At 68.0% G+C, this 12,901-nt stretch carries 12 protein-coding genes and 1 tRNA gene; 5 read left to right on the forward strand and 8 right to left on the reverse strand.

What is annotated here, in order from left to right; translation table 11 throughout:
* Positions 1–3: 3 nt before the first annotated feature.
* From ACZ5M6_RS00945 to argH, 5 genes are all read right to left on the reverse strand, one after another.
* Positions 4–1,002, reverse strand: a complete 999-nt coding sequence (locus ACZ5M6_RS00945; protein WP_464159286.1) for a cation diffusion facilitator family transporter — start codon at positions 1,000–1,002, stop codon at positions 4–6.
* 80 nt (positions 1,003–1,082) lie between these two features.
* Complete coding sequence (locus ACZ5M6_RS00950; protein ID WP_152949005.1) at positions 1,083–1,739, reverse strand: hypothetical protein; 657 nt, start codon at positions 1,737–1,739, stop codon at positions 1,083–1,085.
* Positions 1,740–1,788: 49 nt separating this feature from the next.
* Positions 1,789–3,063, reverse strand: a complete 1,275-nt coding sequence (lysA, locus tag ACZ5M6_RS00955) for a diaminopimelate decarboxylase (RefSeq protein ID WP_464159288.1) — start codon at positions 3,061–3,063, stop codon at positions 1,789–1,791.
* Positions 3,064–3,069: 6 nt separating this feature from the next.
* Positions 3,070–3,312, reverse strand: a complete 243-nt coding sequence (locus ACZ5M6_RS00960; RefSeq protein WP_054764083.1) for a hypothetical protein — start codon at positions 3,310–3,312, stop codon at positions 3,070–3,072.
* Entirely contained in the window at positions 3,309–4,745 is a 1,437-nt protein-coding gene (argH, locus tag ACZ5M6_RS00965; RefSeq protein ID WP_183218115.1) for an argininosuccinate lyase, read from the reverse strand. The genes ACZ5M6_RS00960 and argH overlap by 4 nt, the downstream gene beginning before the upstream one ends.
* Here argH and ACZ5M6_RS00970 point away from each other — a divergent pair.
* A complete protein-coding gene (locus ACZ5M6_RS00970; RefSeq protein ID WP_152949008.1) occupies positions 4,744–5,391 on the forward strand; it encodes a TlpA family protein disulfide reductase in 648 nt (215 codons plus the stop codon). The genes argH and ACZ5M6_RS00970 overlap by 2 nt on opposite strands.
* A 13-nt stretch (positions 5,392–5,404) precedes the next feature.
* On the opposite strand, the gene ACZ5M6_RS00975 is transcribed toward ACZ5M6_RS00970, so the two are convergent.
* On the reverse strand, positions 5,405–5,713 hold the full coding sequence (locus ACZ5M6_RS00975) for a hypothetical protein (protein ID WP_054764086.1): 309 nt from the start codon (positions 5,711–5,713) through the stop codon (positions 5,405–5,407).
* 98 nt (positions 5,714–5,811) lie between these two features.
* Positions 5,812–5,888, reverse strand: a tRNA-Met gene (locus ACZ5M6_RS00980).
* A gap of 191 nt (positions 5,889–6,079) precedes the next feature.
* Here ACZ5M6_RS00980 and ACZ5M6_RS00985 point away from each other — a divergent pair.
* The 4 genes from ACZ5M6_RS00985 (at position 6,080) to ACZ5M6_RS01000 (ending at position 11,300) form a co-directional block, all read left to right on the forward strand.
* On the forward strand, positions 6,080–7,315 hold the full coding sequence (locus tag ACZ5M6_RS00985) for a PQQ-dependent sugar dehydrogenase (RefSeq protein ID WP_191558114.1): 1,236 nt from the start codon (positions 6,080–6,082) through the stop codon (positions 7,313–7,315).
* A 54-nt stretch (positions 7,316–7,369) separates the two neighbouring features.
* On the forward strand, positions 7,370–7,603 hold the full coding sequence (locus ACZ5M6_RS00990; RefSeq protein ID WP_054764088.1) for a hypothetical protein: 234 nt from the start codon (positions 7,370–7,372) through the stop codon (positions 7,601–7,603).
* A 160-nt stretch (positions 7,604–7,763) separates the two neighbouring features.
* Positions 7,764–8,969, forward strand: coding sequence for an acetyl-CoA C-acetyltransferase (locus ACZ5M6_RS00995; RefSeq protein ID WP_054764089.1), 1,206 nt, complete (start codon positions 7,764–7,766; stop codon positions 8,967–8,969).
* Positions 8,970–9,107: 138 nt separating this feature from the next.
* Positions 9,108–11,300 (forward strand): 3-hydroxyacyl-CoA dehydrogenase NAD-binding domain-containing protein, encoded by a 2,193-nt coding sequence (locus ACZ5M6_RS01000; RefSeq protein WP_464159293.1) that lies wholly within the window; start codon positions 9,108–9,110, stop codon positions 11,298–11,300.
* 407 nt (positions 11,301–11,707) lie between these two features.
* Here ACZ5M6_RS01000 and recA read toward each other — a convergent pair whose 3' ends face one another.
* Positions 11,708–12,787 carry a recombinase RecA gene (gene recA, locus ACZ5M6_RS01005; RefSeq protein WP_336968457.1) on the reverse strand — a complete coding sequence of 360 codons (1,080 nt, stop codon included), beginning with the start codon at positions 12,785–12,787 and terminating at the stop codon, positions 11,708–11,710.
* Positions 12,788–12,901: the final 114 nt, after the last annotated feature.

Genomic DNA, 12,901 nt, shown 5'->3' on the forward strand with positions numbered 1-12,901 from the left:
GGCTCAACACCCCGGACAGTCCGGCAGGGGTTCGTTCTCCAGCTGGAGCGTGGTGTGGCGGATCGCATGGCGTCGCGCCACACCCTGGGCCTCTCGCAGAAGCGTATCGCCGTCCGGCCGGTCGTGGACCAGGTGGGCCGTCAGGGCGGTCTCGGTCGTGGACAGGGCCCAGACGTGCAGGTCGTGCACCGCGCGCACGCCCGGCAGGGCGCACAGTCCCTGTTCCAGCGCCGTCATGTCGACGTCGTCCGGCGCCCCGTCCATCGCCAGATGGACCGAGTCCTTCAGCAGGCCCCAGGTCGACCACAGGATGACGGCGACGATGACCAGGCTGACGATCGGATCGACCACGGACCAGCCGGTCAGCAGAATCATGCCCCCCGCCAGGACGACGCCCAAGGACACCCCCGCGTCGGCCATCATGTGCAGATAGGCGCCGCGCGCGTTCAGATCGTGCTGGGACTTCATGAACAGCAGGGCCGTGCCCAGATTGATGATGAAGCCGACGGCGGCCACCGCCATGATGACGCCCGAGCCGACCGGCGCCGGTTCCGCAAACCGCCGCACGGCCTCGAAGGCGATGGCGCCGCAGGCGAAGATCAGCAGCACGGCGTTGGCCAGGGCCGCCAGGACCGTCGCCTTGCCGAAACCGTAGGTGCTCCGTCCGCCCGCCGCCCCGTGCGCCCCGCGCCGCGCCAGCCAGGCCGCCCCGCCGGCCATGGCCAGGCCCAGGACATCCGACAGATTATGGCCGGCGTCGGCCAGAAGCGCCGTGGAATCCGCGATGAGCCCGGCCGCGAATTCGCAGACCACAAAGGCCAGATTGACCGCCAGGCCGACGGCGTAGCGCCAGTCTCCTGTGTCCACGGGGCCATGGGCGTGCCCATGGCCGTGATGGTGATGATGACGCCCCCCGTGCGCGTGGTGATGACCGTCGTGCGCATGATCATGGTCGTGATCATGGTCGTGGTGGGCGGAGGGGTTTTCGGGCTGGGCTGTCATGGCTCTCGCCTATACGCCAATTCCGCAAACAGCGAAGCTGCTACATGATAACGCTTTGAATGTTATCATGTAATATCCCATCAATGCTGGTGCAGCGCGACCAGCAGCCCCAGGCCGATCAGGGCCAGGCCCAGCACCGCGCCTTCATAGCGCGCCCATCGCTCCAGCCGCAGGATCGAGGCGCCCGCGCTGGCCAGGGCCGTGAAGACGGCCATGCCGGCGATGGTGCCCAGGGCGAAGATCAGGGTCAACAGGGCCAGGGCCGCCATCCCCTCCGAGGCCGAAGACAGATAGATGGGCAGCAGAACCTCGCCCGGGGACACGGCCATCATCGCCACCAGCCCCAGGAAGGCCGCCTTGTCCGACACGGCGGGGGCGGCGATCTCCAACGCGGGGCCGCCCGCCACGGCCGGGCGTTTCAGCGTGGCCCGCGCCAGATAGAAGGCGCCGAACAGGAACAGCAGGACGGCGGCAAGATGCGGCAGCAGACCCTCCACCCAGCGCTCGAGCGCCAGGCCTGCCGCCACGATCAGCCCGCCGACCAGGGCGGTGGTGGCGATATGGGCCAGGCCGGCGACGGCCACCACCGCCAGCACCCGCGACGCGCGCCAGCCCTGCGCCCGCCCCACCAGGGTGAAGGGCAGCCAGTGGGTCGGAAGGGCCGCATGCAGGAAGGCCGCGACGAAGCCGCCTCCCAGGAGAGACAGCAGGACAGGCGGGTCGGACGGCGGGGACATGACCGGGCCTATAGCTTGTTACTTTATAACAGTCGAGACCAAATCGCCCTTACAGCCAGTCTGCGAAAGGCTCGCGATCCAGCATCTCCTCATAGGTCGGCCGCGGACGAATGACCGCCCACTGTTCGCCGTCCACCAGAACCTCGGGGACCAGGGGACGGCTGTTGTACTCGCTGGCCATGACGGCCCCATAGGCGCCGGCGCCGGTGAAGACCACCAGATCCTCGGGCTCCAGCGGCGGCAGGAGCCGGTCGCGGGCGAAGGTGTCGCCGGTCTCGCACACGGGGCCGACCACATCATAGGGTCGGGCCGCGCCGGGCCGGGGATTGACCGGGCGGATGTCGTGATAGGCGTCATACAGGGCCGGACGCATCAGATCGTTCATCGCTGCGTCCAGCACCAGGAAGCGGCGGCCGTCCGAGCGTTCATTGACCTGGATCACCTGGCTCAGCAGCACCCCGGCGTTGGCGGCCAGAAGACGGCCGGGCTCGAAAGCCGCCTCGACCTCCAGCCCCGCCAGGACGCGGGCCGCCATGGCGACATAGTCGGCCGGAGACGGCGGCTCCGTTCCCCCGGCGTAGGGCACGCCCAGACCGCCGCCCAGGTCGAGCCGGGTCACGGCGTGGCCCTGGCGTCTCAGCTCGCGGGTCATGTCGGCCAGGATCGTGAAGGCCGCCTCCAGCGGCGCCAGGTCGGTGATCTGGCTGCCGATATGACAGGCCAGGCCCACGGGCGTGGCGTGGGGCGAGGCCGAGGCGCGGGCGTAGAGCGCCATCGCCTCCTCGACCGGAACGCCGAACTTGTCGCCCTTGCCGCCCGTCGTGATCTTGGCGTGGCCGCCGGCCCCGACATTCGGATTGACCCGCACGGCGACGGCCGGGGCGGCCTGCATCAAGGCGGCGACGGCGATCAGCCGGTCCAGTTCGGCCCCGGACTCGATATTGATCTGGCGCACCCCGACGCTGATGGCGAAGGCGATCTCCATGTCGGTCTTGCCGACGCCGGAGAAGATGATCTTGTCGGCCGGCACCCCCGCAGCCAGGGCCCGGCGGATCTCCCCTTCCGAAACCGTATCGGCGCCCGACCCCAGCCGGGCCAGGGTCGCCAGGACCGAAAGGTTGGAGTTGGCCTTGACCGCAAAGGCGATCAGGGCCTCGCCCAGGGCGTCGCGGTGCGCGTCGGCGGCGGCGCGCAGCAGGCCGTAGTGCCGCTTCAGCGTCGCGGTCGAATAGACATAGACGGGCGTGCCCACCTCGTCGGCGATCAGGTCCAGCGGCGCGCCTTCGGCGTGCAGGGCGCCGTTCTTGAGATCGAAATGGTGCAAGGCGGCCTAGCGGGGGTCGTTGGCGGCGGGGTTGGCGCCGAAGGGATTGGAGGGGCCGCCGTCGATCGGCACGCTGCTGGACGGCCGGTTGATCGTCGCCGGCTCGGGCAGGCTGGGGGCGCGGCTGCTGCGGGGCGCCCGCTCGGTCTCGCGCCTGGGCGATTCCAGATCGGCCATACGACCGCAACCGGCGACCGACAGGGCGAGCAGGCCCGCGAGGATCAGGGTCTTTTTCCCAAAGACGTTCATAAGCGGGCTCTCCAGTCGGCGATACGCGCGCGGACCTGTTCCGGCGCGGTGCCGCCATAGCTCTGACGGCTCCGGCACGAAGCCTCGGCGGTCAGCACCTTGTAAACCGCTTCCGTGATCCCCGGCTCGAGTTTCTGCATTTCTTCCAGCGGCAGTTGCGACAGGTCCACGCCCAGGGCTTCCGCCTGTTTCACCGCCGCGCCCGTGACGTGGTGCGCCTTGCGGAAGGGCAGGTTCAGTTCGCGCACCAGCCAGTCGGCGAGGTCCGTCGCGGTCGAAAAGCCGGCGCCGGCTGCGGCCGCCATCCGTTCGGTATTGGGCCGCAAGGCCGAGACCATGGCGGTCATGGCGACCAGGGCTAGGTCCAGGGCGTCGAACGCCTCGAACACCGGCGGCTTGTCCTCCTGCATATCCTTGGAATAGGCCAGCGGCAGGCCCTTCATCACGGTGGACAGGGCGACCAGCGAACCCATGATCCGGCCGGTCTTGGCCCGAACCAGTTCGGCGGCGTCGGGATTGCGCTTCTGCGGCATGATCGACGAACCGGTGGTCAGGTCGTCGGGCAGGGTGGCGAAACCGAACATCGGCGTCATCCAGACCACGATCTCTTCCGCCAGGCGCGACAGATGGCCCGCGGTGATCGAGGCGGCGGCCAGGCTTTCCAGGGCGAAGTCGCGGTCCGAGACGGCGTCCAGCGAATTGGCCATCGGCCGGTCGAAGCCCAGCTCGGCCGCCGTCATGTGGCGGTCGATCGGGAAGGGCGAGCCGGCCAGGGCGGCGGCGCCCAGGGGGCTTTCGTTCATCCGCGTCCGGGCGTCGGCGAAGCGGCCGGCGTCGCGGCCGAACATTTCGACATAGGCCATCAGATGGTGGCCCAGGGTCACCGGCTGGGCGGTCTGCAGATGGGTGAAGCCGGGCATCAGGTCGGCCGCATGCTGTTCGGCCCGGTCCAGAAGCGCGGCCTGCAAGGCCTTCAGCTGGGCGATGGAGCGGTCGCAGGCGTCGCGGACCCACAGGCGGAAGTCCAGGGCCACCTGGTCGTTGCGGCTGCGGGCGGTGTGCAGCCGCCCCGACGGCTCGCCGATCAGCTCGGACAGCCGGGCCTCCACATTCATGTGGATGTCCTCGAACTGGTCGCGGAAGGGGAAGGTTCCGTTCAGAATCTCAGCCTCGACGGCGTCCAGCCCCTTCAGAATGGCCTCGGCGTCCGCCGACTGGATCACGCCCTGTTTGGCCAGCATCCGACAATGGGCGCGCGATCCGGCCAGATCCTGACGCCACAGACGCCGGTCCACCCCGATGGAGACGTTGATCGCCTGCATGATCTCGGCGGGGCGCGACGAAAAGCGGCCGCCCCACATGTCTTGACCTGCGGGCTTCGCCGGGGCCTTAGAAGCATCGACTTGGGCGGTATCGGAGGCGGCGTCGGTCATGAGTGGCTCGAGAAAGGCGATCTGGGCGGTCGTCGGCGCTCTGGTGCTGATCAGCACGCTCGCCGGCGCCGGCGGCTTGGCGATGTCGCTATACGCCAATCATAGGCAGAAGGCGCAACCCCAGACGACGCCCGTCGCAAAAAGCGATCTGGCCCGGTTCGCCGTCGGACCGCTGGCGGCGCTCCAGACGCCGTCCGAACTCAAGCCCGCGCCCGAATATATGTTCCGCGACCGCAACGGCACGGCCGTGCGGTTTTCGGCCTTCAAGGGCAAGGTGGTGGTCGTCAATCTATGGGCCATGTGGTGCGCCCCCTGCCGCACCGAAATGCCCACCCTAGCGGCCCTGGCCCGGTCCTATCAGACCAACGAGGACCTGATCGTCCTGCCGATCAATGTCGACGCCACCGCCGACGCCCTGGCCGACGCCAGGAGCTTCATCGACGTGCACGAGCCTCTGCCGCTGTACAGCGACATCCGCTTCCAACTGCCGTTCGAGTTTCCGGGCAAGGGCAAGATGCCCCAGACCGTCTTCCTGGATCGCGAAGGCCGCATCCGCGCGATCTTTGCGGGCGAGGCCGACTGGAACAGTCCCGAGGCCCACGCCCTGATCGACGCCCTGCTGGCGGAAGGCGCGCCCGCCGCCTGATCCGGGGGGAGCCTCAGTTTTCGTCGGGCACGCGCCGGTCGGTCGCGGGGTCCACGGCGCCCGGCCGACCTTCGGCGGCGGCCTCAGCCTGGTTTTCCTCCAGCTTGTCGGCGACCTTGCCGGCCCCGCTCTCGACCGCCTGAGCCGCCTTCATGGCGCCGGATTCGATCACTTCTCCGGCCTGGGACGCCGCCTCGGCGGTGTTGTCGGCGGCCGCCTCGGCATGGGCCTCGGTCTTTTCCTGCTCCGCCTGGGTGCAGGCGGCGGCCCCCAGGGCGAAGGCGGCGGCGACGGTCAGCAGCATCGACTTGCGGATGGTCATGCGAATTCTCCGGTCAAGGTTGTCCGCCGGTGAACGCCCCAGGGGCGTACCGGTTGCGCCTGTGGCCGAACCTTCGATGTCGGAGAAGAAGGGGAAGGTGGTGACTGGAGGCGGGATCGAACCGCCGACCTGTGGGTTATGAATCCACCGCTCTAACCATCTGAGCTACCCAGTCGTATCCCGCATCCGGGCCTTCGCGAGGCTTGGGCCAGCGCGAAAGAGGCGTGCCTATATCGCCGTCGCGCGCGCGGTTCAAGTCGTGTCGATGCAGATCGTGCGGCGATAGGGCGCAAGACGGGGCAGGAGCGGACAGATAACGCTGGGGTTTCTTCGTTACCGACGCCCCCAACCCGCCCGGAGCCGCCTATGCGCCCCATCGCCCTCGCCGCCTCGACCGCCCTGCTCGTCCTCGCCGCCGCCTGCGGCGCGAACGGAGAGACCGCCTCCGCATCCGGCCAGTCGGGCGCCCCGCTGGAGACCCGGCCCGCCAACAATCCCGACCAGCAGCCCGCCTTCCCCGGCCAGACCCGGGCGCCGGGGGTGAAGACCGAACAGGCGATGCGCCACAGCGTGGTCGCCTCGGGCTTGTCGCATCCCTGGGGCTTGGCCCTGATGCCCGACGGGCGCTGGCTGGTGACGGAAAAGCCCGGCCGGCTGCGGATAATCACGGCCCAGGGCCAAGTCGGCGAACCGGTCCAGGGCCTGCCCCGCGTCGATGCGCGCGGCCAGGGCGGCCTGCTGGACGTCGTCGTCAGCCCCGGCTTCGCCCAGGACCGTCTGATCTACTGGAGCTATGCGGAGCCTCGGGACGGCGGCAACGCCACCTCGGTCGCACGGGGGCGGCTGTCCGACGACGGCGCGCGGGTGGACAATGTCCAGGTCGTCTTCCGCGCCCTGCCCGCCTATGACGGCGACAAACATTTCGGCTCGTCCCTGGCCTTTGCGCCGGACGGCAAGCTGTTCATCACCCTGGGTGAACGCTCCGACCGGCCGATGCGGCCCCAGGCCCAGGATCTGGGCTCGCACATGGGCAAGACCATCCGCATCAACGCCGACGGCACAGTTCCCCAGGACAATCCCTTCGTCGGCCGCGCCGGCGCCCTGCCCGAGATCTGGAGCCTGGGCCACCGCAACGTCCAGGGGATCGCCGTCCAGCCCGGCACGGGCGCGATCTGGACCATCGAGCACGGGACGCGCGGCGGCGACGAGGTCAATCTGGACAGGGCGGGCCTGAACTACGGCTGGCCCGACGCGGCTTACGGCGTCGAATATGCGGGCGGCGCGATCAACAGCGGCGCGACCCAGAAGGCCGGCACGGAACAGCCCGTCTATTATTGGGATCCGGTCATCGCGCCGGGTGGGGCGGTCTTCTACCAGGGCGCCATGTTCCCGGCCTGGGACGGCGATCTGCTGGTCACCGCGCTGAAGGAGAAGCATATCGCCCGGCTGGTGATCGAAAATGATCGCGTCGTCGGGGAAGAGCGGCTGCTGACCGACCTGGGCGAGCGTGTGCGCGACGTGGCGATCGGCCCAGACGGCGCCGTCTGGGCGATCACCGACGAGAGCGACGGAAAATTGGTCCGACTGGCTGCGGCCGAGTAGTCTTTAGCGAAGCGCGGGCCCCGCCCCTGCGGGCCTCGCCCATAGGAGAATACCATGCGCCACGCTACATCCTGCATATGGGCGGCGACCCTGGTCGCCCTGCCGTTTATCGCCGCCTGCACCTCGACCGGCGTCGAAAACCGCTACCAGACCGAGCTGGACGCCCTGGAGGCGCGCTGTACGGCGCGGCAGGGGATATTGGTCACCACGGGTCTGCAGACCGGCCGTCCAGAGACCGACTACGCCTGCCGGATCAGCGGCGTCGCCAGCCGAATCCCCGGCGACTGACGGCTGGGGCGCCGCGCCTCGACCGCCTCACGCGCCTTGTTACTTGACGTTGACGTAAACGTAGGGTTCTTGGCGACCAAGCTTTGATCCGACCCGGCCATAAGCCGCGCCGCCCTTTCCGGGCGACGTCGCTCCGGCCCAAAGATGGAGACTCCCTGTCATGGCTGACGCCTATATCTACGACGCCGTCCGCACCCCCCGCGGCAAGGGCAAGAAGGACGGCTCGTTGCACGAGATCACCGGCCTCAGCCTGGCGACCCAGGTCCTGGAGGCCCTGCGCGACCGCAACGACCTGGACACCTCCAAGGTGGATGACGTCATCCTGGGCTGCGTCACGCCCGTGGGCGAACTGGGCGCCGACATCGCCCGCACCGCCGTTCTGTCCGCCGGCTGGTCGCAATATACGGCCGGGGTTCAAGTGAACCGCTTCTGCGCCTCGGGCCTGGAAGCCGTGAACATGGCCGCCGCCAAGGTGAAGTCGGGCGAGTCCGACTTCGCCGTCGGCGGCGGGGTCGAGGTCATGAGCCGCGTGCCCATGGGTTCGGACATGGGCGCCTGGCCGACCGATCCGTCGTCCGCCTTCCCGACCTATTTCGTGCCCCAGGGCGTGTCGGCCGACATGATCGCGACCAAGTACGGCTTCAGCCGCGACGACGTGGACGCCTATTCGGTCGAAAGCCACAAGCGCGCCGCCCGCTCCTGGGCCGAGGGCCGGTTCAACAAGTCGGTCATCGCCGTGAAGGATCAGCTGGGCCTGACCATTCTGGACCGCGACGAGACCATTCGTCCGAACACGGACATGCAGACCCTGGGCGGACTGAACCCCTCCTTCACCATGATGGGCGAAATGGCCTTCGACAGCGTGATCAACCAGCGCTATCCCGAGGTCGAGCGGGTCAACCACGTCCACACCCCCGGCAACTCCTCCGGCATCGTCGATGGTTCGGCGGGCGTGCTGATCGGTTCGCTTGAGGCCGGCCGGGCCCTGGGGCTGAAGCCGCGCGCCAAGATCCTAGGCGGCGCCTCGATCGGCTCGGAACCGTCGATCATGCTGACCGGACCCGAATATGTGTCCAAGAAGCTGCTCGGCAAGCTTGGCATGACGACCGACGACATCGACCTGTGGGAGTTGAACGAGGCCTTCGCCGCCGTGGTGCTGCGCTACATGCAGGCCATGAACATCCCGCACGACAAGATGAACGTCTGCGGCGGCGCCATCGCCATGGGCCACCCCCTGGGGGCCACCGGCGCCATCATCACGGGCACGGTGCTGGACGAGCTGGAGCGCTCGAACAAATCGACGGCCCTGATCACCCTGTGCATCGGCGGGGGCATGGGCACCGCCACCGTCATCGAACGCGTCTGATCCATTGCTCCCCCGTCGGGGGAGCTGTCAGCGAAGCTGACTGAGGGGGGCGAACCCATCGCCGGCGTCGGCGGCGGCCCCCTCCACCGCTTCGCGGTCCCCCTCCCCCGCTGGGGGAGGATCTGAGGAAGAGAGATTATGGAAAACTTCAAGATCGACATCGACGCCGACGGCATCGCCGTCATCGCCTTCGACGTGCCGGGCCGTTCGATGAACACCCTGACCAGCGCGGTGATGAAGGAGATCCCGGAACTGGTCGAACGGGTCAAGACCGACGAAACCATCAAGGGCGCCGTCATCACCTCGGGCAAGGCCTCGGGCTTCTGCGCCGGCGCGGACCTGGGCGACATGGCGGGCGGCGTGCTTTCCGGCGGCGGCGACCTGCAGAAGGCCTTCGACGCCGGCTGGGCGCTGAACGGCGCCTTCCGCGCGCTGGAGACCTGCGGCAAGCCGGTGGCGGCGGCGATCAACGGCTTGGCCCTGGGCGGCGGGCTGGAGTTCACCCTCGCCTGCCACTACCGCGTGGTCGAGAACGACAACAAGATCCAGCTGGGCCTGCCCGAGATCAAGGTCGGCCTCTTCCCCGGCGGCGGCGGCACCCAGCGTCTGACCCGTCTGGTCGGGGTCCAGAACGCCATGATGGCGATGAGCGAGGGCAAGTCCTTCCGCCCGAACGACGCCAAGGGCGCCGGCATCGTCCATGAGGTGGTCGAAAAGGGCCAAGCGGTCGAGGCGGCCAAGGCCTGGATCAAGAACGGCGGCAAGGCCGTCCAGCCCTGGGACGACAAGTCCTTCAAACTGCCCGGCGGCGGCCCCTATCACCCGGCCGGCATCCAGAACTTCATGGTCGGCAACGCCATGCTGCGCAAACAGTCCTACGGCAACTATCCGGCCGTGGTGAACCTGATGAAGGCCGTCTACGAAGGGACCCAGGTGCCGATGGACGCGGCCCTGCGGATCGAGACCCGCTATTTCATCAAGACCCTGATGACGCCCCAGGCCCAGGCCATGATCCGGTCCCTGTTCCTGTCCAAGCAGGAGCTGGACAAGGGCGCCGTGCGGCCCGCCGGCGTGCCGAAATCCGATCCCAAGAAGGTCTCGGTCCTGGGCGCGGGCATGATGGGCGCCGGCATCGCCTATGTGCAGGTCATGGCCGGCATCGAGACCGTGCTGATCGACCAGACCCAGGAAGCCGCCGACAAGGGCAAGGCCCATGTCGAGGAGCTGCTGAAGAAGCGTCTGTCGCGCGGTCAGATGACCCAGGAGAAGTATGACGCCACCCTGGCCCTGGTCACGGCGACGACCGACTATGACCACATCAAGGGGTCGGACCTTGTGATCGAGGCGGTGTTCGAAAACCGCGAGATCAAGGCCGATGTGACCAAGCGGGCCGAGGCCCAGCTGGTCGAAGGCGCCGTCTTCGGCTCCAACACCTCGACCCTGCCGATCACCGGCCTGGCCGAGGCCAGCGTGCGGCCTGAGGACTTCATCGGCATCCACTTCTTCTCGCCGGTCGACAAGATGATGCTGGTCGAGATCATCCTGGGCGAGAAGACGGGTCAGGCCGCCATCGCCAAGGCGCTGGACTATGTGCTGAAGATCAAGAAGACGCCGATCGTGGTCAACGATTCGCGCGGCTTCTACACCTCGCGCTGCTTCTCCACCTTCCTGATGGAAGGCATGGCCATGCTGGAGGAGGGTTACGGCCCGGCCCTGATCGACAATGTCGGCCGGATGACCGGCATGCCGCGCGGCCCGCTGGAGATGCACGACGACGTCGCCCTGGACCTGTCCTACAAGATCGCCAAACAGACGGCGCTGGACCTGGGCGACAAATACGTCCCGACCGAAGGCGCCGACATTGTCGCCAAGATGGTCGAGGGCGGACGCTACGGCCGCAAGAACGGCAAGGGCTTCTATGACTATGACACCAAACCCAAGACGATCTGGAAGGGGCTGAGCGAGCTGGCGCCGACCACCAAGGGCATCGATGCGCCCGAGGAGCCCGGCGCCTTCGCCCAGATCGACGAGCTGAAGACCCGCCTGCTGTATCGCCAAGCCGTCGAGGTCGCCCGCTGCTGGGCCGAGGGCGTCATCGACGACCCGCGCGAGGCCGACCTGGGCGCCATCCTGGGCTGGGGCTTCGCGCCCTGGACCGGCGGCCCGATCAGCATGATCGACGGCATCGGCCTGGCCAAGTTCGTCGAAACGGCGGATCGCCTGGCCGCGACCTATGGCGACCGGTTCAAGGTCCCGGACCTGCTGCGCGACATGGCCGCCAAGAACGAGACCTTCTACGGCCGGTTCGCCCCGGAGAAGGCCGCCGCCTGATCGGTTGCGGAAAGTGTGCGTACGGAACGGGCGGCCTTGGGGTCGCCCGTTGTGGTTTGAGGCCGCATTTCCCTTTTCGTCATTCCGGGCGAAGGGCCGCTTGGCCCGTAGACCCGGAACCCAGCGGCGCGCGAGAGCGCGAACCTGTCGCGGGCTCGGTGTTCAAGCATCGTGCGGCGGATGGATTTCGCCTTCGGCGCCTCCCCCGGTCCCGCTTCGCGGGCCGGAGGAGGACGAGGGGTTCCGGGTCTCCGCTGCGCTCCGCCCGGAATGACGAAAGGAGAGGATGCCGCGTCCCCCAAAAAAGACCCGCCCGACACGAGGTCGGACGGGTCGCTCCGCCGCCCCTCGCGGGGTCGGTGGCGGGTCGCTTGGGGCGACGGAGTGTCCTTAAGGTCCGGAGAGGCTCAGCCTTCCAGATCCTGGCCTTCGTCCGGCTCGGGCGTGCCCAGCAGTTCGTCGGCGATCTTGTTGGTCGAGGCGCGCACCGCCTTTTCGATCGAGGCGGCGATGTCGGGGTTCTGTTTAAGGAATTCGCGCACATTCTCGCGGCCCTGACCGATCCGGGTCGAGTCATAGCTGAACCAGCTGCCCGACTTCTCGATCACCCCGGCCTTGACGCCCAGGTCGATGACCTCGCCCAGTTTGGAGATGCCCTCGCCGTACATGATGTCGAAGATGACCTCGCGGAACGGCGGGGCGACCTTGTTCTTGACCACCTTGACCCGGGTGGTGTTGCCGACCACCTCGTCGCGGTTCTTGATCGCGCCGGTGCGGCGGATGTCCAGGCGCACCGAGGCGTAGAATTTCAGCGCATTGCCGCCCGTCGTCGTCTCGGGGCTGCCGTACATGACCCCGATCTTGTGGCGGATCTGGTTGATGAACAGGACGATGCATTTGGACTTGGAGATGGAGGCCGTCAGCTTGCGAAGCGCCTGGCTCATCAGACGGGCCTGAAGGCCGGGCAGGCTGTCGCCCATCTCGCCCTCGATTTCGGCGCGCGGCGTCAGGGCCGCGACCGAGTCGACCACCACGATGTCCACCGCGCCGGAGCGCACCAGGGTGTCCACGATCTCCAGCGCCTGTTCCCCGGCGTCGGGCTGGGACACCAAGAGATCGTCCAGGTTCACGCCCAGCTTCTGGGCGTAGACTGGATCCAGGGCGTGTTCGGCGTCGACGAAGGCGGCGACGCCGCCCTTCTTCTGCACCTCGGCCACCGTATGCAGGGCCAGGGTGGTCTTGCCCGAGGATTCCGGGCCGAACACCTCGATCACCCGCCCGACCGGCAGGCCGCCGATGCCGAGCGCCATATCCAGACCCAGCGAGCCGGTCGAGACGCTTTCGATCTCGGCCACAACCCCGGCCTTGCCCAGTTTCATCACCGAGCCCTTGCCGAAGGCGCGATCGATCTGGGCGATCGCCGCCTCGAGAGCCCGTTGTTTGTCGCCGTCTTCCTTACCCACCAGTTTCAAAGCCGCCTGTGCCATTGCCTTCGTCTCCCTTGCCATGATTCCCGTCAGAAGCTTGGGAGAGACCCGCCATGGACCCGCCCCCGTTTTGGTGAGGCCGACTATGTGCACGGTTTGTTCTGGTTCACAAGA

Source organism: Brevundimonas sp. Br13 (genome assembly GCF_055391505.1).